The sequence below is a fragment of the Paenibacillus sp. GCM10023250 genome, from assembly GCF_042653205.1.
Classification (GTDB): Bacteria; Bacillota; Bacilli; order Paenibacillales; family Paenibacillaceae; genus Paenibacillus_Z.
This window is the reverse complement of the sequence record NZ_JBHSHY010000056.1, coordinates 1-19,499: the sequence shown is the minus strand read 5'-3', so window position 1 is coordinate 19,499 and position 19,499 is coordinate 1. Positions and strand designations below refer to the sequence as shown.

Below are 19,499 nucleotides of genomic sequence, written 5' to 3'. Positions count from 1 at the left end.
ACGGGGCGGCCGGGCAAACGCGACAAGACGGACAAGCTTGTGCGGACGGGCATCGGCGCGAACGGGGCAGTCGCGACGAGGCTGGCACAGCTCGCGAGTATGAGGCAAGCGCAGCCTGCGCGGCCGGCGCGTGCGGCCGGGCAAACGCAAAAAGGGCAGCGTCCCGTTCCCCGAACGGGCCTGCCCTTTTTGCGCGCTCGCGCTGACGCGGCTAGACCGGCAGCAGCCGGTCCGTCGCGCGCAGCGCGCCGACCGTTGCCGCGCCGATGCCGAACATCGCGGCGCGCAGCTCGAACTCGATGCGCGCCATGACGCGCATCAGCGGCTCGGCGCCGCCGTCGCCGGGCGCCGCCGCGCCGCCGAGCAGCGAGCGGCCGAAGCCGGCGAGGTCGGCGCCGAGCGCGATCGCCTTCGCGGCGTCGACCCCGTTCGCGAGGCCGCCGCTCGCGATGAGCGCCGCGTCCGGCAGCGCCGCCCGTGCGTCGCGGACGCAAACCGCGGTCGGCGTGCCCCAGTCGGCGAAGGCCGCGGCGGCGTCCGCACGCAGCTCGTCCCGGGCGCGGTGCTTCTCCACTTGGCTCCACGATGTGCCGCCGGCGCCGGCGACGTCGATGAACGCCGCGCCGGCCTCCAGCAGCGCCTTCGCCGTTCTCGCATCGATGCCCCAGCCGACCTCCTTGATGCCGACCGGCACGCCGAGGCTTCGGCAGACATCGCCGATCCGTTGCAGCAGTCCGCGAAAATCCGTGTTCCCCTCCGGCTGGAACACTTCCTGCAGGCTGTTCAAATGCAGCACGAGTGCGTCCGCCTCCGCCAGCTCGACCGCCCGCCGGCATTGATCGGCGCCGTAGCCGTAATTGAGCTGGACGGCACCCAGGTTGGCGATGATCGGTATATTCGGCGCCAGGCGCCGCACGCGGAATGTCGGCGCCAGCAACTCGTTCTCGATGGCCGCGCGCATGGAACCAAGCCCCATCGCCCAGCCCCTCGCCTCCGCAGCCTCGGCGAGGCGCGCGTTGATCCGGGCCGTCTCGTCCGTGCCGCCCGTCATGGAGCTGATCAGCAGCGGGGTCCGCAGCCGCTTGCCCAGGAAGGAGACGCTCAGATCGATCTCGCCGAAATCAAGCTCCGGCAGCGCTTGGTGCCGGAACCGGAAGCGGTCGAAGCCGGGGCCGCTCCCCGTGCTCTGCACCTGCTCTTCCAAACAAATGCGGATATGCTCGCCTTTTCGGTTCGCGGTCGCCTCGTGCTCCGCGTTTACGCTGTCTGCCATGCTGAACGTATGCCCCTTCCATCTTCTTCACCTTTGATCCATCATGGCATAGTTTCGGGCGGGCCCGCAAGTTTCACCGACGAAACGAAATTTTTGATCGAAATTTTCGTTAAATTGATTTTTGTAATCATTTTTATTGTCGTTTGAAACAAACTGGCTTATACTAATGGCAAACGGAGTTAGGGAGGCCATCACCATGCAAGTGAAAGTATTCGACACGGCGACCGAAGTGGACAGCTACGCCGCGGGACTGTTTGCGGCCGCGCTCAAAGCGAAGCCCGATTCGACGCTCGGCCTGGCGACGGGCTCGACACCGATCGGCATTTATGAAAAAATGATAGAGCTGTATCAGCGAGGCGAGCTCTCCTTCAAATACGCGACCACCTTCAATCTGGACGAATATGTCGGCCTGGCGCCCGATCACGAGCAGAGCTACGCGCGGTTCATGCACCGCCATTTGTTCGCCCACGTCGATCTTCAGGCCGGCCGCACCCATCTGCCCAGCGGGATGGCGGCGAATTTGGAGGCGGAGTGCGCCGTTTACGACCGGATGCTGGAGGAGCAGCCTGTCGATATTCAGCTTCTCGGACTCGGCCATAACGGCCATATCGGCTTCAACGAACCGGATCGCGCGCTGCAGGGCGGCACGCATATCGTGGAGCTCGAGCCGGAGACGCGGGAGGCGAACGCACGTTTCTTCGATTCCCTCGAAGACGTGCCGACACGGGCCATTACGATGGGCGTCGGCTCCATTCTGAAGGCGGACGCCATCCTGCTCGTCGTCAAGGGTTCGGACAAAGCCGGCATCCTCAAGCAGGCGCTGCAGGGGCCGATCACGACGGAGGTGCCCGCATCGCTGCTCCAAACGCACAAGAACGTGACGGTTCTGGTCGATCGAGAGGCAGGGAGGTTGTTGTAAATCATGAACGAAGCTGCAGGCAATTGGCTGATTCGCGGCGTGAACGCGGTGGTCGGGGACGCCGTCGTAGCGGATGCCGCCATCGTGGTGAAGAACGGCAAAATCGTGGAAATCGCGGCCGGCGGCGAGAGGCCGGCCGCCCAAGCTGACGGAACGACGGAGGTTGACGGCAGCGGCGGCTGGCTGCTGCCGGGCTTCATCGACATGCACGTGCACGGGGGCTTCGGCTCCGATTTCATGGATGCTTCCGCGCCCGCGTACGACGCGATCACGTCCTTCCACGCGTCCAAAGGCACGACGCGCCTGCTCGCGACGACGGTCACCGCCTCGCGCGAAGCGATCGAAGCCGTGCTCGCGGCATCGGCCGCCTATCGCGGCCGACCGATGCCGTATGCCGCCCTGGCGGGCGTTCATTTGGAAGGTCCGTTCATCAGCGAGCTGTGGCCCGGCGCCCAAAACCCGAGCTTCATCTCGCCGCCGCGGCTCGACTGGGTCGAAGCGTGGACGTCCCGCTATCCCGGCTTGATCAAGCAGCTGACGCTCGCGCCCGAGAAGGAAGGAGCCGCGGACGTCATCGCACATCTCGCCCGCCGAGGCATCGTGGCGGCCGCCGGCCATACGGACGCGCTCTACGCGCAGGTCGAAGCCGCGGCGGAAGCCGGTCTGACGCAGGCGGTCCACACGTTCAACGCCATGCGCGCGCTGCATCACCGCGAGCCGGGCACCGTCGGCGCGGTGCTGAGCGACGACCGGATTCACGCCGAGCTGATCGCCGACGGCCACCACGTGCATCCTGCGGCCATCCGCCTGCTCGTGAAGGCGAAGCCGTGCGACCGCGTCATTCTCATCACCGACGCGATTTCCGCCGCCGGTCTAGGCGACGGCGCCTACGAGCTCGGCGGCCTCGGGGTCGATGTCGTAAACGGCGTCGCCCGCCTTCGCGAAGGCGGCAGCCTTGCCGGCAGTACGCTGACGATGATCGACGCGGTGCGCTTCATGCTCGAGCACACGGACCTCGGCATCGCCGAGGTCAGCCGGATGGCGAGCGCCAATCCGGCGAGACAGCTTGGCTTGAGCGGCACGACCGGAGCCATCGGCGTCGGCTTGGCGGCCGACCTCGTCCTGACGGACGCCGGCTTCCGGGACGTCAGCCATACGTGGGTGGAGGGACGGCTCGTTCACGGCGGCACCCGCGCCGGCTAAGACGTTCCTCGCAGCCGGCCTGCGTGGAGCGGGTTAACCGTTCCCTAGGCCGCGCCAACACCGCAAGAAGCCCCTCGATGCCGGCACAGCCGGCGTCGGGGGGCTTCTTCTCATGCAATGTTTCTTGCGATCCGATCCGATTATTTCTGGCGAACGAGCTTCGTGATGCGGCCGTCGAAAATCCATTCCGCCACGTACACGTTGCCCTGCGAGTCGACGCAGACGCCATGCGGCGAGCTGAATTTATCCGGACGATAGTACGATTTCGGCAGGTTCGGCCAGCCTTGCTGCTTGTACGCCTTCTGGTCTTCGCAAAGATGCGTGATCAGACGGTCCTGGCCGTCCAGCACCGTGACGCGGCTGTCCAGGTCCGGCAGGTACACTTCGTCGCCAAAGAAATAGAAGCTGCACGGCTTGTCGAGGTTATGATCGACGAAGCGCTTGTGCTCGCCTTCGAGCGTGAAGACTTGAATCCGGCCGTTGCCGCGGTCCGCCACGTAGACTTCCGGCTCGCCGCCGCGCAGGTTGATGGAGATGCCGTGCGGTTCGATGACTTTGCCCGGCTCGGATCCGCGGCCGCCGAACGTGCGGATGTACTGACCTTTGGCGTTGAATTGGTGAATGTGGTATTGGCCGTAACCGTCGGAGACGTAGATATCGCCGTTCGGCGCCACGCAGACGTCCGTCGGCACGTAACGGCGCTCGGCGTCGTACAGGTCCGGACGGTCCGGCACGCCGATCTCGAGCAGCACGTCGCCGTCCAGCGTCGTCTTGACGACGAGCGCGCGGTTCGTGTCCGCGAAGTACAGGTACTCGATGCCGTCGTTGTCGCGGTGCAGGTAGAAGCCGTGCGCGCCGCCCTCGAACTCCGCGCCCCATGACGTTTTGAAATTGCCGTCCTTATCGAAGACGACGACGGAATCCTTGCTCGTATTATGTACGTAAACGTTATCATTTTCATCGACGACGATGCCGTGCGTGTAACCATACGTGATGCCTTCCGGAAGCTTGCCCCATCCGCTGATGACTTCGTAAGAGTGCGATGCGCTGCCAATGATCAATTGTTCGGACACGTGTCATTTCCCCTTTTCAATGAGTTTCCCCAACAGTATACCAAATTCTGCGAAAAGGGTAAGGGACAAATGAGGCAATTTCTCATGCGATTTTGTTCGGATTTGCCCGGGCACGGCGTTGACAGACAAAAACGCCCGCTCCGCCGTGGCAGATGCGAGCGTTGTCTTCCTATCCTTGCTTCGGCTGCAGCTCGGCGTCCTGGCCCCCGCCCGCGACGACGGTCTGGATGCCATGCGTCCGCGCGTACGCGGCGAGCTGCTGCGGCAGGTCACGGTCGGTGATGAAGCCCTGCAGCTCCGCCAGCGAAGCGATCGAGAACAGCGACGTCCGCCCGACCTTCGTATGGTCGAACATCGCGTACGTCGCTTGCGACCGCCGGATCATCGCCCGCGCGATATGGGCCTCCTGCTCAGAGTAGGTTGTGATGCCGCCCGTCGAGGAGACGCCGTCGACGCCGAGAAACATTTTGCCGATGTTCAGCTGCGCGACCAGCCCTTCGCCGAGCGGCCCGCACAGCTCGAAGCTGTTGTGCCGCATCATGCCGCCGGTCACGACGACGTTGATCTCGCTGCCCGCGAGCTCCATCGCCACGTTAACCGTATTCGTCACGACCGTGATGCCGCGCCGCGTCTTGAGCAGCTTCGCGAGCAAATAATTCGTCGTGCCTCCGGACAAGCCGACGACGTCCCCCTCGGTAATGAGACTTGCCGCGGCCGCGGCGATCCGCTCCTTCTCCAGGAAGAACAGTCCTTCCTTCTCAGCGAAGGGCAGCTCGCGCACCGCGTTCATCCCGTCGTACATGGCGCCGCCAATCGTCCGGATCACGGGCTCGGCTTTCTCCATCAGCTCCAGGTCGCGGCGCGCCGTCGCTTCGGAGACGCCGAAACGTTCAACGACCTCCTGGATCGTAATGCGCCCTTGCCGCTTCAACACGTTCATGATGCCTTCCCGCCGGCGCTGCCCTTTCGACGATTGCGCGTCCGCCATTTACCGTTCCACCCAGCCTTTGTCCGATAATCTGCGGCTCGCCGTCTCCCAATCCGGGAGCGCTTCCCAGTCGCCGCGCATTTGCACGGCAAGCGAGCCGTTGATGCTGCCGAGACGGACCGCCTCCGCCGGCGTCATCCCTTTCAGCAGGCCGGCGAGGAAGCCGGAGCAGAATGCGTCACCCGCGCCGACCGTATCGACGACCTTGTCGGCGGGATAGAACGGAATCTCGATCTCGCCGCCGTTCTCCAGCACCACCGTTGTATCGCCGACGCCCTTCACGATGCTGACCGCGTTCAAGCGGGACAGCCGTTCTTTCGCTTCCTCGAAGTCCTCCGTTTCGTAGAGCAGCCGCAGCTCGTCCCAGCCCGGCAGAAAATAATCCGCCTGCTCGGCGATCGGCAGCACGACGCGGCGCGCTTCTTCGATCGTCCACAGCTTGAGCCGAAGGTTGGGATCGAAGCTGATGCGCGCGCCCGCAGCTTTGGCCGCCGACACGGCCGCCAGCAGCGTCTCTCGGCAATTGTCGCTCAATGCTGGCGTAATGCCGGTCACGTGAAGGATTTTGCAGCTCTTGACGTACGCCAAGTCCAAATCATCCGGCGTCATGCGGCTGGCCGCGGAATGCTTGCGGTAATAATGCACCGCGAGCTTGCCGGCGACCGTTTCACGGAGCATCATGCCCGTCGGCGCATCCGGCACAAGCTTCGAACGCGAGACGTCGACGCCTTCCCCGCGGATCCGCTTCTGAATCATCCGGCCGAACGGATCGTCGCCCAGCGCGCCGAACCAGCCGGCCGAACAGCCGAGCCGCGCGACGCCGATTGCGACGTTGCTTTCCGCTCCGCCGAAGCCCAGCTCCAGCGAAGACGATTGCTCGAGGCTACGGTATTCCTGCGGCATGAACAGCGCCATCGTTTCCCCGAAGGTCAGCAAATCCGGTGCTTGCGTATTCGACAACCGTATCTCCTCCAATTCGGTCCGCAGCCGCAGCTTATTTCAGAATCGGGTACTTCATGAAGTAGATCGTTACCAGGTAGACGAGCAGCAGCACGACGCTCAGCGTACGCACCTTCGCGATATGGGCCGATGCGCTCTGCCCGCTTTGGATCGACGCCGAAATCCGTTTGAGCGGCTTCGTGATGATGCCGCCGAGCGCGGCGATCGCCAGGAACAGCACGGTCACGATAATCATCCAGATGACTGCGTAGTCGCTCTGCGACATCAAGTAGCCGCCCGTCAGAAGCTGAAGCACGAGAAAATATTGGGCGATCCGGTTCGCGGAGACGAGTCCATCGGCCAATCCGGCTTGTCCCCCGCCGTCGAGCTTGGTCGCACGTCCGGCCATGAACGGAAGGGCAATATAGAATCCCAGTCCCGCCGCGCCGATAACGTGCAAAAAGAGCATGAAACTAAACATCAAGCGTCCTCCTCGGTAATCCATAGTCACTTATGAGTATACTAAAATCGGCTTCTTAATTCAAAGTAAACGGTTCATTCGCCGGCAGCCGACAATCGGTGCTTCACGATGACGGCTTTAATGGCGAAATAGTCGATTTCCTCGGGCAGCGCTTCCTTGATGGGCTTTAGCTTGTCCGCTCCGACGCGCCCGATCGTTTCCACGATGAGCGCCTCGTGCCGCTCGGGAATGAACTCGTTCCACGGCAGCTCCTCGCCCTCTCCTCCGCACCGCAGCAGATGGTTCTCGATCGTCACGCGGCTCATGCCCCGGAGCGCGGCGATCTCGGCAAGCGACTTGCCATCCGCGTACAAGGCGAGCGTCTGCAGATGGCTCGGCATGCCTTCGAACCGCGCAAGCTCGGCGCCGCCGGACGCCGCGTCCGCGGAGACAGCCGCCGAGACGCCCGCGTCTGGTCCCGGGCCTCGGCCGCGTCCGGCTTCACCGGCAGCGCCTCCGCCGAAGAGCGCCGGCTGCATCGGGGCGTCAGCGTCCGTCGCACTTCCGGCCGGCTGCCCGCCCGCATCCTGCTTGAACCGCCGCACGATCGCGACGACGTCTTGTCCATATTTCGCCGCCTTCGCCGCCCCGATGCCCTTTACGCCGAGCAGCTGCTCCGAAGTTACGGGCTGCCGGTCGGCGATCTCGCGCAGCGCCGCGTCGAAGAACAGCATGAAAGGCGGCACCTTCTCGCGCGCGGCCGTCTCCCGGCGCCAGTCCCGCAGCGCTTCGAACAGCGGCGCGTTCGCGGCGGCCAGCCCTGTTCCGCCCGCGTCCCGCCGTTTGGCCGCCGCGCTCTGGCGGCGATGGACGGGAACCGTCCCCTCGAGTACCGGCAGCGCCTCCGCCGTCAGAGAGACGGTCGGGTATTCGCCGTCGCTGATACGCAGGTACCCTTCCGCGACGAGGTAGTAGAGCAGATCGGAGATGTCCCGCTCCGCCCATTGGCGCATGAGCCCGTACGTGGACAGCCGGTCGAAGCCGATTTCGAGGATCCGCTTCTCGCGCGAGCCCTTGAGCACCTTCGCCGCCATCGAGATGCCGAACCGCCCCTTCAGCCGGCCGACGCAGGAGAGGGCCTTGCGGGCGTCCTCCGTCACGTCCGCCATCGCGCTGGCGTCCAGGCAGTTGCTGCATTTGCCGCATTCCGGCACGTCCGCTTCACCGAAGTACTTCACGATGTACTGCAGCAAGCATTTCTCGGTCCGGGCGTAATGCATCATCGTGTAGAGCTTGTTTAGCTGAATCGTCTTGCGATCCTGGTCCGCCGTGCCGCGGTCGATCAGAAACCGCTGCACCTGCACGTCCTGCGGCTCGAACAGCAGCACGCATTCGCTCTCCTCGCCGTCGCGCCCTGCGCGGCCCGCCTCTTGATAATACGACTCCACGTCGCCGGGCATCTGCCAATGCACGACGTACCGGACGTTCGGCTTGTCGATGCCCATGCCGAACGCGTTCGTCGCCACCATGACCCGGTTGTCGTCGAACCGGAAGCGCTCCTGCGCGTCGGCGCGCTCTTCATCGTTCAAGCCGCCGTGATACTTACCGACCGAGACGCCGAGCTTCGCCAAGTCGTCGCAGACCTCCTCCGCTTCCTTGCGGGTCGCGGTATACACGATGCCGGACTGGTCCGGCCGCTGCCGCACGAAGTCGCGCAAAAACTTGCGCTTGTCCGTCCCCGTGACGACCGACAGCGTCAAATTCGTGCGCGCAAAGCCTGTGATGAAAATATTCGGATTGTGCAAGCCGAGCATGCCCGCGATATCCTGCGACACCTCCGGCGTCGCCGTCGCGGTGAACGCGGCGACCGGCGGGCGGTTCTCGAGGCGGCCGATCCAGCCCGCCAGCTGACGGTAGCTCGGGCGGAAGTCATGGCCCCATTGGGAGACGCAGTGCGCTTCGTCGATGGCGATCAGCGGGATGTGCAGCTGCGACGACAGCGTCTCGAACATGCCGCCGTCAAGCCGCTCGGGCGCGACGTAGAGCAGCTTGTATACGCCCTGAGCCGTCTGCTGGACGACCTCGCGGTAGGAGGCGGCGTCGAGCGAGCTGTTCAGATAGGCGGCGGATACCCCCAGCCGGTTCAGCGTGTCCACCTGATCCTTCATTAGCGAGATGAGCGGCGAGACGACGATCGTCGTGCCGGGCAGGAGCATCGCCGGAATTTGGTAACAGACGGATTTCCCCCCGCCGGTCGGCAGGATCGCCAGCGTGTCCTTGCCGTCCAGCAGCCCTTCGATAATGTCGCTCTGCCCCTTGCGGAAGCTGTCATAGCCGTATACTTGCTTCAGCGTCCGCAGCGCTTCCTGATGCATGATACCCCTCCTCTATATATCATATCGATAAAAACAGAGACCCTGACGATGCTCGGTCAGGGTCTCATGTGCTTCATGAGTCAATGCAAGCTTGCCGGCCGCTCAGCCTTGGACGATGGCGATGACGCCGCGCACCGAATCCGCGGATTTGTCGAGGGCGGCTTTCTCTTCGCCGGTCAGGTCGAGCTCGAAAATCTTCTCGATGCCGTCGCCGCCGAGAATCGCCGGGACGCCCATGAACAGGTTGTCGTAGCCATATTCGCCTTCCAGCAGCGCGATGACCGGCGTGATCCGCTTCTTGTCCTTCAGGACTGCCTCGGTCATTTGCACGAGCGAGGCCGCCGGCGCGTAGTACGCGCTGCCGTTGCCGAGCAGGTTGACGATCTCGCCGCCGCCGACGCGCGTCCGCTGGACGATCGCCTCGATCCGGTCCGCCGGAATGAGCTTCTCGATCGGAATGCCGCCGACGTTCGAGTACCGCACGAGCGGTACCATATCGTCGCCGTGTCCGCCGAGCACGAAGCCGCGGACGTCTTCGACGGAGACGTTCAGCTCCTCCGCGATGAACGTGCAGTAGCGGGCGGTGTCGAGCACACCCGACTGGCCGATGACGCGGTTCTTCGGGAAGCCCAACGCGTTGTAGGCGACGTAGGTCATCGCGTCGACCGGGTTGGACAAAATGATGACGTACGCATCGGGACTCGTCGCTCTGACGTTCTCGCACACGGACTTCACGATGCCTGCGTTCGTGTTGACCAAGTCATCCCGGCTCATCCCGGGCTTTCGGGCGATACCGGCCGTAATGATGACGACCTGGGAGCCCCTGGTATCCTCGTAGCTCGAGGTACCGACGATTTTGGCGTCGATGCCTTGCACCGGCGTCGATTCCATCATATCCAGCGCCTTGCCCTTCGTCGGGTTTTCTAGCTGCGGAATATCGACGAGCACGACGTCGCCGAGTTCTTTTTGCGCCAGCATCAAGGCCGTGGTCGCTCCCGTGAAGCCGGCGCCGACGACCGTAATTTTATTCCGTTGAATCGCCATCTGGTATTGCCTCCTTCGCCGCTATGCGGTCAAATGAACGAATGCGTCTGGATGCGATAAGCGGTCAATGGTCCCAATCAAGCTGCGCTGCATGCGTGAAGCCGTCTGCGAATGGCGGTAAAGCGGGCAAAATCCGCATCGGCGGGCGCCGATGCGGATCTTGCGATTGCTCCCGAACCGCGGCTGTCCCAGGGACAAGCCTTGGCTCGAGAAAATGTGAGAAGGGCGCCGAAGCCGGCCCTTACAGATGTTTGATGATTTCGTCGGCGAATTGGGAGCACTTGACTTCCGTTGCGCCTTCCATCAGGCGGGCGAAGTCGTACGTCACCGTTTTGTTGTTGATCGCCGTCTCCAGCCCTTTATAGATGGAGTCTGCGGCTTCCTGCCAGCCCAGGTGCTCGAGGAGCATAACGCCGGACAGGATGACGGAGCCCGGGTTCACGACGTCTTTATCGGCATACTTCGGAGCCGTGCCGTGCGTCGCTTCGAAGATCGCGTGTCCCGTCAGGTAGTTGATGTTGGCGCCCGGCGCGATGCCGATGCCGCCGACTTGGGCAGCCAGCGCGTCGGAGAGGTAGTCGCCGTTCAGGTTCAGCGTCGCGATGACGTCGAAGTCCGTCGGACGCGTCAGCACTTGCTGCAGCGCGATGTCGGCGATGGCGTCCTTCACGATCAGCTTGCCGGCCGCTTCCGCTTCTTTTTGCGCTTTGTTGGCTGCGTCTACGCCTTCCGCTTCTTTAATGCGGTCGTATTGGCCCCACGTGAACGTTTTGTCCGCGAACTCCTGCTCGGCCACTTCGTAGCCCCAGTTTTTGAACGCGCCTTCCGTGAACTTCATGATGTTGCCTTTGTGCACGAGCGTAACCGACTTGCGGTCATGCTTCAGCGCGTATTCGATCGCGGCGCGGGCCAGACGCTTCGAGCCTTCCGCCGATACCGGCTTGATGCCGATGCCGGACGTTTCCGGGAAGCGGATTTTGTTGACGCCCATCTCATCTTGCAGGAACGCGATGACTTTCTTCACGGCATCGGTGCCTTCTTGGTACTCGATACCGGCATAGATGTCTTCCGTGTTCTCGCGGAAGATGACCATGTTCACGAGCTCCGGATGCTTGACCGGGGAAGGCACGCCGTCGAAGTAACGAACCGGACGCAGGCAGACGTACAGGTCGAGCTCCTGGCGAAGCGCCACGTTCAGGGAACGGATGCCGCCGCCGATCGGCGTCGTCAGCGGGCCTTTGATCGCCACGATGTATTCGCGGATCGCCGTCAGCGTGTCGGCAGGGAGCCATTCGCCATACGTATTGTACGCTTTTTCGCCGGCAAATACTTCGTACCACGCGATTTTTTTCTGGCCGCCGTACGCTTTCTCTACGGCTGCGTCCAGCACGCGCTTGGACGCTTTCCAAATGTCGCGGCCCGTGCCGTCGCCTTCGATGAACGGAATGATGGGGTTATTCGGCACTTGAAGCACGCCGTTATCGATCGTGATCTTTTCACCTTCGGTAGGGAGCGCGAATTTTTCGAGTTGCATGGGATTGAATTCCTCCTATAAACGTATTTGTTCAGTATACATAACTTGACGGGAGCCGGCAACGCAGCCCGTATTCAAGCTGCGCGTCAACACCCCGTCAGAGGCAAGGGCGCGTGGGGGTTGTACCCCGGCGTCCATTTGCTGTTGTCGGTTAACGCTGGGCGATCGGCGTGACTTTCTGATCGACCGGGCCCGTGTATTCCGCGCGCGGACGGATCAGGCGGTTGTTGTCGTACTGCTCCAGGATGTGGGCAGTCCAGCCCGATGCGCGGCTGATCGCGAAGATCGGCGTGAACAGGTCGCGCGGGATGCCGAGCGTCGTGTAGACGGAGGCGGAGTAGAAGTCGACGTTTGGCTTCAGCCCTTTTTGGCCCGTGACGATCTCTTCGATTTTGACAGACATCTCGTAGAGTTCCATGTTGCCCGTCAGCTTGCCCAGCTCGCGGGACATCTTTTGCAGATGCTTCGCGCGCGGGTCGCCGTTCTTGTACACGCGGTGGCCGAAGCCCATGATTTTCTCTTTGTTCGCCAGCTTCTCGTTGATATAAGACTCGACGTTGCCGAACGAGCCGATCTCTTCGAGCATGACCATGACCGCTTCGTTGGCGCCGCCGTGCAGCGGGCCTTTGAGCGCGCCGATCGCGGACGTGATGCCGGAATAGATGTCCGACAGGGTCGCAACCGTGACGCGGGCCGCGAACGTGGACGCGTTCAGCTCGTGGTCGGCATGAAGAACGAGCGCCTGGTCAAGTGCTTTGACCGCGACTTGATCCGGCTCCGCGCCGTTCAGCATGTACAGGAAGTTGTAGGCAATGGAAGCGCCCTGCTTCGGCGCGACCGGCTCTTTGCCTTCGCGGATGCGCGCGAACGCGGCGATCAGCGTCGGGATTTGAGCTTGGATCTTGATGGCTTTGCGCAGGTTGGCTTCTTTGGACATATCGTTCGCCTGCTCGTCGTAGAGCGCCAGGCTCGAAACGGCCGTACGCAGCGCGGCCATGGAATTAGTGTTCTTCGGATAAAGCTTCAAGCTTTCCAGCACGTTTGCCGGTACTGGCGCGTATTCGCCGATCTGCTTCAGGAGCCCGTTCAGCTCGGATTGGTTCGGAAGCTTGCCGTACCAGAGCAGGTAAGCCACTTCTTCGAACGTCGCGTTCTCCGCCAGATCGTCGATGTTGATCCCGCGGTACGTGAGAACGCCGTCGATGATGGAGCTGATCGAGGAGGTCGTGGCGACGATTCCTTCCAGTCCTTTGGTTACTGTCATGTTTCTCTCTCCTTTAGCATCTTTTTATTTAAAAAAATGCAAGTGCGTTTTAACAATAGTTGGATTCGAGTTCCGTATCGTCATCTTTAATCATATCGGATTTCGATGCGGAAGGAAACAAAACCAGACATAAAAATGCTTTATCGGCATCATAAAAGCTTTTTTCCCGCGTAAATAACGCGCTTCCGGGCGAAATCCTTCCATGATTTTACCCAGAACCGCATGCTTTTACGCTCCGCGGGCAAATAAATACCACTTTGTTGAAGAGCGCGTCAAATGGTAAAATGTGCGGTAGCGATTCACGCAAGATGCCGCGAAGGAGGGCAACCGCAATATGACAGAACAACGCTTCGGCATTATCGATATCGGCTCCAACTCCGTCCGCCTCGTCGTCTACGAGCGGACCGCGAGCGGCGCCAACCGCGTCATCGACGGCAGCAAACGGGCGGCCCGGCTCAGCGAGCGCGTGGACGAGAACGGCGCCCTGTCCGAGACGGCCGTCGACGAGCTGGTGGACATGGTCAACCATTTCCGCTTGATCTGCGCCCACCACAAAACGGGCGTGATCCGCGCCGTCGCGACGGCCGCCATCCGCAACTCAGCCAACCGCGACCGCGTGCTCGGGCGGATCGAGGCGGAAACCGGACTGCCCATCGAACTCATCTCCGGCGAGCAGGAAGCCGGCTACGGATTTCTCGGCATGATCAACACGATGCCGGTCCGGGACGGGTTCCTGATCGACATCGGCGGCGGCAGCACGGAAGTGTCGCTGTTCAAGGACCGCAGCCTCGTCCAAGCCGTGTCGTTTCCGTTCGGCTGCGTCTCCCTGACCCGCCAGTACGTCAAGAACGGCATGCTGTCCGACCAGTCGCTGAAGGAGCTGGAGGAGCACGTCGAGCAAGCCGTCGCGCGGCATCCATGGCTGATGCAGGCTTCCGGCCAGCCGCTCATCGGCGTCGGCGGCACCGTCCGGTCGCTCGGCAAAACGCATCAGGCGTACGTCAAGTACCCGTTCGAAAGCACGCATAATTATCCCATCGCGGGCAATGCGGCCAGCGAGCTGTTCGAGCTGCTTCGCAAGCTGCCGATCGGCAAGCGCAAAAATTTTCCCGGCTTGTCCAAGGACCGCGTGGACATCATCTTGCCCGGCCTTGCCATCCTGCGGACGATCTACCGCGCGATCGGCGCGTCGCACTACGTGATCTGCGGCGCCGGCCTCCGGGACGGGCTGTTCTTCTCCACCCGCTTCCCGGATAAGCCCCGGCTCGACAACGTCGTCTCGTACAGCGTAAACAACCTGGCCGCCCTGCACCCGGAGGCGCCGCTCCAGCATACGTCGCAAGTCAACCGGATCGCGCTGCAGCTGGCGGAGCTCCTCTGCCCGAGGCTCGCGGACGCCGGCAGCGCCAAGCTGTACCTCGACATCGCGTCCACCCTTCACCGGATCGGCGCGAGCATCGACTATTACGATTACAAGAAGCATACGTTCTATCTCATGATCAACTCCAGGCTGAATGGGTTGTCCCACCGGGAGCTGCTCATCTGTTCGCTGGTCGCGTCCTACAAGAGCCGAAACCGCGTGAAGCAGACGGCCGTTCTGTACAAGCCGCTGCTCACAGAGGAAGACATCGCGCTCGTCAGCCTGCTCGGCGTGCTGCTGCAGCTCGCGATCGCGCTCGACCGCAGCGAGACGCAGGCCATCGGCCGCCTCGACGCCGAAGTCTCGGACGGCTCGCTTCATCTAAGAGCGGTGCGGGCGAACGGCGCGCTGGCCATCGAGCGGAAGGAAGTCGACGCGCTGGGCGGCGACTTCAAGAAGCTGTGGGGCTTGTCGCCGGTTCTCTACGTGCCGGATCTCCGTTGATCAATATTTCCACCTGCGGATGTCGGTCGCCTGGAACTGGCTCCGCAGCGGCTTCTGCTCGTTGCGGACCGATTCGTAGCTGCCGTTCGACTGCAGCTCCCGCGCCTTCGCGTTATCGTTCAGGTTCATGCGCAGCACGTTGATAAGCACGCCGCGAAGCCGCGCGTCGAAGACCGGGCACATCAGCTCGATCCGGCGGGTCAAATTGCGCGTCATCCAGTCGGCGCTGGAGAGGTAGAGCTCCTCTTCGCCGCCGTTATGGAAATACATGATGCGGGAATGCTCCAGGAACCGGTCGACGATGCTGATGATCCGGATATTCTCGCTTAAGCCCGGCACGCCGGGACGCAAACAGCATACGCCGCGGACGATCAGCTCGATCTTGACACCCGCCTTGGACGCCTCGTACAGCTTGTCGATCATTTCTTGATTCGACAGGCTGTTCATTTTGGCGATGATGCGGGCCGGCCTCCCTGCCGCCGCATGCGCCTTCTCGCGGTCGATCAATCCGAACAGCTTCTGCCGCAAATCCGTCGGCGCAACGCCGAACGCCTGCCACTCGTATGGCGATGAATACCCGGTAATCTCGTTGAACAGCGCGGAGGCGTCCGCCCCGATGACGGGATGGCTCGTGAATAGGCCGATGTCCGTATACAGCTTGGCCGTGTTGTCGTTATAGTTGCCGGTTCCGACATGAACGTAGCGGCGCAGCATGCCCTGCTCCCGGCGCACCACCAGCGTAATTTTCGCATGGGTCTTAAGACCGACGAGCCCATACACGACATGGCAGCCGGCCTTCTCCAGCTGGCGCGCCCACGCGATGTTCCGCTCCTCGTCGAACCTCGCTTTCAACTCCACGACGACGGTCACCTGCTTGCCCGACTCCGCCGCAAGCGCCAGCGCCTGCACGAGCGCGGATTGGCCGCTGACCCGGTACAGCGTCATCTTGATCGCGAGCACGTTCGGGTCCTGCGCCGCGTCCATGACGAAATCGGTCACCGCCTCGAACGATTCGTACGGGTGATAGACGAGTACGTCTTCCTGCCGGAGCACGGCAAACAGATCGTCCGTCTCCTCGAATTCGTGCGGATAGACCGGTTCGATCTTCGGATAACGCAGCGTCTCGTACCCGTCCAGCGAGCCCGAGAAACGCATCAGGAAGCTGAGGTCGAGCGGACCGTCGATTTCGAAGATGTTCTCCCCGAGTTCCAGCTCCTCCTTCAGCATTCGCAGCGAGAACGCATGCATCCCTTTGACGTATTCCAGGCGGACCGGAAGTCCCCAGCGCCGGCGGCGCAGCTCCTTCTCGATCTCCTCCAGCAAATCCTCTGCGCCTTCCTCGTTCAGCGTCAGGTCGGCATTTCGCGTCAAACGGAACGGATCGACCGCGATCGTCGTATATCCATTGAACAGCGTCGCGATATGGCGCTCGATCAGATGCTCGAGCAGGACGAATTCGTGTTTCTTGCTGTTGACCCGGCCCGGGACCTGCACGAATCGCTGCAGAATCGACGGTACCTGCACGATCGCGAAGAATGGCTCTTCCGCGGGCTCCGGCTGTTCGCCGCGGCCGAGCAGCACGGCCAGATACAGCTCCTTCGAGTGCAGCAGCGGGAATGGCCGGCTCTGGTCGACCGCCATCGGCGTCAATACCGGAAACACGATTTCGTGAAAATATTCGTCGACCGCCCGAAGCTGCTGCGGATTCAATTCGTCCAGCGTGCGGAAGCAGATGCCTTCGCGCATCAGCCCCCGCAGTACTTCGCGGTAGGTCCGGTATTGATCCGACACCATCTGACCGGTACGTTTGATCAGCCTTTTCCATAAGCCGGCGGGCGTATAGCCCGTGAAATCCCGTTTCGTATAGCCTGCTTTGATCTGGTCTTGAATGCCCGCGACGCGGACGCTCATGAATTCGTCCAAATTGCTCGACACGATGGCCAGAAACTTAGCCCGCTCGAGCAGCGGATTGTCGGGATCCTGCGCTTCTTCCAGTACTCTGCGATTAAACTCAACCCAGCTTAGATCGCGGTTCAAATAGGGCGATATAATTTTGTTCATCGTCCAGGATCCTCCCAAGGTAGATATCGTAGCCATTATGCAGGATCAATGTTTCTCGCATATTAAGGTTTGTAAAGCGGGCGTAAACGAAGCGCCGCCTGACTTATTTTTTGGTAAAGGCCATACTCGCTATGCTACAATTATACAATATTGTATCAGGAAAAATCGGCCGCTTACGCTTAAACTTGGAGGAGTGTTGCTGTCTATGGATCGAGTCGTCTGGAAACGGATATGGCGCGCCGCACTTGTACTGGCGCTGCTCGTAATCTTCGTGCTCGCCGTCATTTACGTCACGCCGCTCGTGTATCCCTTCCTGCTAGGATGGCTGCTCGCGTACGCGATTAATCCGGTTGTCAACCTGCTTCACCGAAAATTAAAAATTCCCAGGTGGATCGGCGTCACGGTCTCGCTCATCGTGTTCGCCGTCGCGATGCTGACGATCGTCTCCGCGCTCGTCACGCGCATCGTCGTCGAAATCATCGCGCTCTCCAAGTCGCTCAGCAGCAATATCGACTGGTGGCGGGACCAATTCGAATACTTCATGAGCAAGCCGGAAATCCAGAACCTGATCGCAAAAATCACGTCCTTCTACCAAGATAATCCCAACTACCAGGAACCGATCAACAGCCGCATCTCGGATACCGCCAATCTGCTCGCCCAGACAAGCACCAATATCGTGACATACTTCCTGAACGGCATCGTCAATATCATTACGTCGCTTCCGAACGTCGCCACGATCTCCGTCGTGGTCCTGCTCGCCGCCTTCTTTATCAGCAAGGACTGGCGCCGGCTCGGCGAGCGGACGTCCGCCTGGTTCCCGCAGGGCATTCTGCAGTCCATCTCCATTGTGTGGAACGAGCTCAAAAAAGCACTGTTCGGCTACCTGCGCGCCCAATTCATCATGATCTCCATCACCGCCATCGTCGTCACCGTCGGCCTGCTCCTTATCGGCGTGAACTACGCGATCACCATTGGCATGCTCATCGGGCTCGTCGATCTGCTGCCGTACCTCGGCGTCGGCGCGGCGATGGTGCCCTGGATCGCGTATACGTTCATCTACGGCGACGTCAAGCTCGGCATCTCGCTGGCCGTCCTCTACGGCATCATTCTCGTCGCCCGGCAAACGATCGAACCGAAGGTGCTGGCGACGAGCGTCGGGCTCGAAGCGCTGCCGACACTCATCGCGATGTTCGTCGGGCTCAAGCTGTTCGGGGTACTCGGACTCATCATCGGGCCGGTATCGCTCGTCATTCTCACCACCGTACATAGGGCCAACGTCTTTCGAGATCTCTACAAGTTCATCGTCCGAGGGCCCAAGTAGCGCAGGAGCGGCGATCTCCCGCACGCAAACCAAAGTCCTGCTTTCATTCCGAAAGCAGGACTTTTGGCATGCGATTCAAGTTAGGCTGCTGGGCCATACTCGCCATCGTGCGAATGCCCGCATTACCGGCGGCGGATGATGAACGATCCGTTCCGGACCATTCTCTCCAGCCACCGATACAGGAGCATCCGGTAAAACGGCCGCGTGACCGGGAGCAGCAGCGTGATGCCCACGATATCGGAGAAAAAGCCCGGAAGCAGCAAAAGCAGCCCGCCGAGGAGCACGCAAATGCCGTTCAGCATGGCATGGCCGGGCGGCCGGCCGCTTTGCAGCTGCGCCTGAACGTCGGCGAACGCCTTGCGTCCCTCGCTGCTCGCCAGCTTGGCGCCGAGAAACCCGGTCAACAGAATGAGGCCGAACGTCCACCAGCCCCCGATGAGATGCCCCATCCGGATAATGCCCCATAACTCGACCGCCGGAATGACGATGATCGCCGCAACCAGCCATTTTAGCATGTCCGCATTCCTCCTTGGCTTCCTGACCATGATGAATTACGCGCGCGCCTCCAGCATCTTGTACAGGTCGGGCAGCGCCTTGTCCAGCCGGGCCGGCCGCCATTCGCGGTTGACCCAGACGTGGCGCGTGCCGCCCTTGACCAGCAGCTTCCCCGGCGGTTCAGCGCCTTCCCAGAAGACCGGGTACGTCTCGCCTTCTCTGACCAGCCGCACCTCGGAGCGAAACGCCATCCGAATCGGCGACAGCACGTCGATGCGCGTGCACACGAGCACGCAATCGTCGTAGCGGGCCGGCGAAATGTAGGCGCAATCCAGGTCGACGACCGGCAGCAGCATCCCCTGCTTCTCGATGTCGTTGTAGGGGATGCCGAGCGACCGCACGAGCTCCGTCCGTCCGATCTCGAACCACGTTGCGTAATTGCCGTAGAACACGACGCCCATTTGGTCGCTTTCCTGATACCGCACCCGAAGCGGGTGCAGATGCCAGCGGTAACCCGCGGCGGTTGTTTCCTGCGTCATCGTTAATCGCTCCTTACTTGAATCGAGTAGGAGGAGGCGGCTAGCCTCCGTCCTCTCACACCACCGTACATGCGGGTCCGCATACGGCGGTTCCAAAAGGTTAACAAAGCTCCAAATAACGTGAAAGCATACTCTTGAGCCCTTTCG

The 19,499-nt window shown here is 61.7% G+C and carries 16 protein-coding genes; 4 read left to right on the top strand and 12 right to left on the bottom strand.

All coding sequences use genetic code 11. The features are described 5' to 3' along the window. Positions 1 to 211: 211 nt before the first annotated feature. Positions 212 to 1,273 (bottom strand): type 2 isopentenyl-diphosphate Delta-isomerase, encoded by a 1,062-nt coding sequence (gene fni, locus ACFPB1_RS25080; RefSeq protein ID WP_379228936.1) that lies wholly within the window; start codon positions 1,271 to 1,273, stop codon positions 212 to 214. Between the two features lie 196 nt (positions 1,274 to 1,469). Here fni and nagB point away from each other — a divergent pair, with 196 nt between their 5' ends. Further along, positions 1,470 to 2,192 carry a glucosamine-6-phosphate deaminase gene (gene nagB / locus ACFPB1_RS25075; protein ID WP_379228935.1) on the top strand — a complete coding sequence of 241 codons (723 nt, stop codon included), beginning with the start codon at positions 1,470 to 1,472 and terminating at the stop codon, positions 2,190 to 2,192. A gap of 3 nt (positions 2,193 to 2,195) precedes the next feature. Then, positions 2,196 to 3,395, top strand: a complete 1,200-nt coding sequence (nagA, locus tag ACFPB1_RS25070; protein WP_379228933.1) for an N-acetylglucosamine-6-phosphate deacetylase — start codon at positions 2,196 to 2,198, stop codon at positions 3,393 to 3,395. Positions 3,396 to 3,535: 140 nt separating this feature from the next. Here nagA and ACFPB1_RS25065 read toward each other — a convergent pair whose 3' ends face one another. The 8 genes from ACFPB1_RS25065 to citZ all read right to left on the bottom strand — a co-directional run bounded on the left by ACFPB1_RS25065 (position 3,536) and on the right by citZ (position 13,072). Continuing rightward, positions 3,536 to 4,468 (bottom strand): hypothetical protein, encoded by a 933-nt coding sequence (locus ACFPB1_RS25065; RefSeq protein ID WP_379228932.1) that lies wholly within the window; start codon positions 4,466 to 4,468, stop codon positions 3,536 to 3,538. Between the two features lie 169 nt (positions 4,469 to 4,637). After that, positions 4,638 to 5,456: a DeoR/GlpR family DNA-binding transcription regulator gene (locus ACFPB1_RS25060; protein WP_379228931.1), complete on the bottom strand. Its 819-nt coding sequence runs from the start codon at positions 5,454 to 5,456 to the stop codon at positions 4,638 to 4,640. Next, positions 5,457 to 6,422, bottom strand: coding sequence for a sugar kinase (locus ACFPB1_RS25055; RefSeq protein WP_379228945.1), 966 nt, complete (start codon positions 6,420 to 6,422; stop codon positions 5,457 to 5,459). It abuts the gene before it with no gap. A gap of 28 nt (positions 6,423 to 6,450) precedes the next feature. Further along, a complete protein-coding gene (locus ACFPB1_RS25050; RefSeq protein WP_379228930.1) occupies positions 6,451 to 6,876 on the bottom strand; it encodes a hypothetical protein in 426 nt (141 codons plus the stop codon). 74 nt (positions 6,877 to 6,950) lie between these two features. Further along, on the bottom strand, positions 6,951 to 9,230 hold the full coding sequence (gene recQ / locus ACFPB1_RS25045) for a DNA helicase RecQ (RefSeq protein ID WP_379228929.1): 2,280 nt from the start codon (positions 9,228 to 9,230) through the stop codon (positions 6,951 to 6,953). 102 nt (positions 9,231 to 9,332) lie between these two features. Then, positions 9,333 to 10,274, bottom strand: coding sequence for a malate dehydrogenase (gene mdh / locus ACFPB1_RS25040; protein WP_379228928.1), 942 nt, complete (start codon positions 10,272 to 10,274; stop codon positions 9,333 to 9,335). A gap of 241 nt (positions 10,275 to 10,515) precedes the next feature. Next, the gene (gene icd / locus ACFPB1_RS25035; RefSeq protein WP_379228927.1) at positions 10,516 to 11,808 is read right to left on the bottom strand and encodes an NADP-dependent isocitrate dehydrogenase; all 1,293 of its coding nucleotides are present in this window, start codon (positions 11,806 to 11,808) and stop codon (positions 10,516 to 10,518) included. Between the two features lie 151 nt (positions 11,809 to 11,959). Beyond that, positions 11,960 to 13,072, bottom strand: a complete 1,113-nt coding sequence (citZ, locus tag ACFPB1_RS25030) for a citrate synthase (protein ID WP_379228925.1) — start codon at positions 13,070 to 13,072, stop codon at positions 11,960 to 11,962. A 334-nt stretch (positions 13,073 to 13,406) separates the two neighbouring features. On the opposite strand from citZ, the gene ACFPB1_RS25025 reads away from it, so the two are divergent. Then, positions 13,407 to 14,936 (top strand): Ppx/GppA family phosphatase, encoded by a 1,530-nt coding sequence (locus ACFPB1_RS25025; protein WP_379228923.1) that lies wholly within the window; start codon positions 13,407 to 13,409, stop codon positions 14,934 to 14,936. Here the strand turns inward: ACFPB1_RS25025 and ppk1 are convergent, their stop codons facing one another. Next, positions 14,937 to 16,997 (bottom strand): polyphosphate kinase 1, encoded by a 2,061-nt coding sequence (ppk1, locus tag ACFPB1_RS25020; RefSeq protein WP_379228921.1) that lies wholly within the window; start codon positions 16,995 to 16,997, stop codon positions 14,937 to 14,939. A 205-nt stretch (positions 16,998 to 17,202) separates the two neighbouring features. Between ppk1 and ytvI the strand changes: the two genes are divergently transcribed. Then, positions 17,203 to 18,318, top strand: coding sequence for a sporulation integral membrane protein YtvI (gene ytvI / locus ACFPB1_RS25015; RefSeq protein WP_379228920.1), 1,116 nt, complete (start codon positions 17,203 to 17,205; stop codon positions 18,316 to 18,318). 122 nt (positions 18,319 to 18,440) lie between these two features. Here the strand turns inward: ytvI and ACFPB1_RS25010 are convergent, their stop codons facing one another. Both ACFPB1_RS25010 and ACFPB1_RS25005 read right to left on the bottom strand, forming a co-directional pair. Further along, complete coding sequence (locus ACFPB1_RS25010) at positions 18,441 to 18,833, bottom strand: FxsA family protein (RefSeq protein WP_379228919.1); 393 nt, start codon at positions 18,831 to 18,833, stop codon at positions 18,441 to 18,443. A 36-nt stretch (positions 18,834 to 18,869) separates the two neighbouring features. Then, on the bottom strand, positions 18,870 to 19,352 hold the full coding sequence (locus ACFPB1_RS25005) for an acyl-CoA thioesterase (RefSeq protein ID WP_379228918.1): 483 nt from the start codon (positions 19,350 to 19,352) through the stop codon (positions 18,870 to 18,872). Positions 19,353 to 19,499 lie beyond the last annotated feature (147 nt).

Bases quoted from the DNA above. Each gene is read 5' to 3' on its own strand.
- ppk1 (WP_379228921.1), bottom strand. From the start codon at position 16,997: ATGAACAAAATTATATCGCCCTATTTGAACCGCGATCTAAGCTGGGTT.
- icd (WP_379228927.1), bottom strand. From the start codon at position 11,808: ATGCAACTCGAAAAATTCGCGCTCCCTACCGAAGGTGAAAAGATCACG.
- recQ (WP_379228929.1), bottom strand. From the start codon at position 9,230: ATGCATCAGGAAGCGCTGCGGACGCTGAAGCAAGTATACGGCTATGAC.
- ACFPB1_RS25025 (WP_379228923.1), top strand. From the start codon at position 13,407: ATGACAGAACAACGCTTCGGCATTATCGATATCGGCTCCAACTCCGTC.
- ytvI (WP_379228920.1), top strand. From the start codon at position 17,203: ATGGATCGAGTCGTCTGGAAACGGATATGGCGCGCCGCACTTGTACTG.
- ACFPB1_RS25050 (WP_379228930.1), bottom strand. From the start codon at position 6,876: ATGTTTAGTTTCATGCTCTTTTTGCACGTTATCGGCGCGGCGGGACTG.
- nagA (WP_379228933.1), top strand. From the start codon at position 2,196: ATGAACGAAGCTGCAGGCAATTGGCTGATTCGCGGCGTGAACGCGGTG.
- ACFPB1_RS25010 (WP_379228919.1), bottom strand. From the start codon at position 18,833: ATGCTAAAATGGCTGGTTGCGGCGATCATCGTCATTCCGGCGGTCGAG.
- ACFPB1_RS25060 (WP_379228931.1), bottom strand. From the start codon at position 5,456: ATGGCGGACGCGCAATCGTCGAAAGGGCAGCGCCGGCGGGAAGGCATC.
- mdh (WP_379228928.1), bottom strand. From the start codon at position 10,274: ATGGCGATTCAACGGAATAAAATTACGGTCGTCGGCGCCGGCTTCACG.
- nagB (WP_379228935.1), top strand. From the start codon at position 1,470: ATGCAAGTGAAAGTATTCGACACGGCGACCGAAGTGGACAGCTACGCC.
- fni (WP_379228936.1), bottom strand. From the start codon at position 1,273: ATGGCAGACAGCGTAAACGCGGAGCACGAGGCGACCGCGAACCGAAAA.
- citZ (WP_379228925.1), bottom strand. From the start codon at position 13,072: ATGACAGTAACCAAAGGACTGGAAGGAATCGTCGCCACGACCTCCTCG.
- ACFPB1_RS25005 (WP_379228918.1), bottom strand. From the start codon at position 19,352: ATGACGCAGGAAACAACCGCCGCGGGTTACCGCTGGCATCTGCACCCG.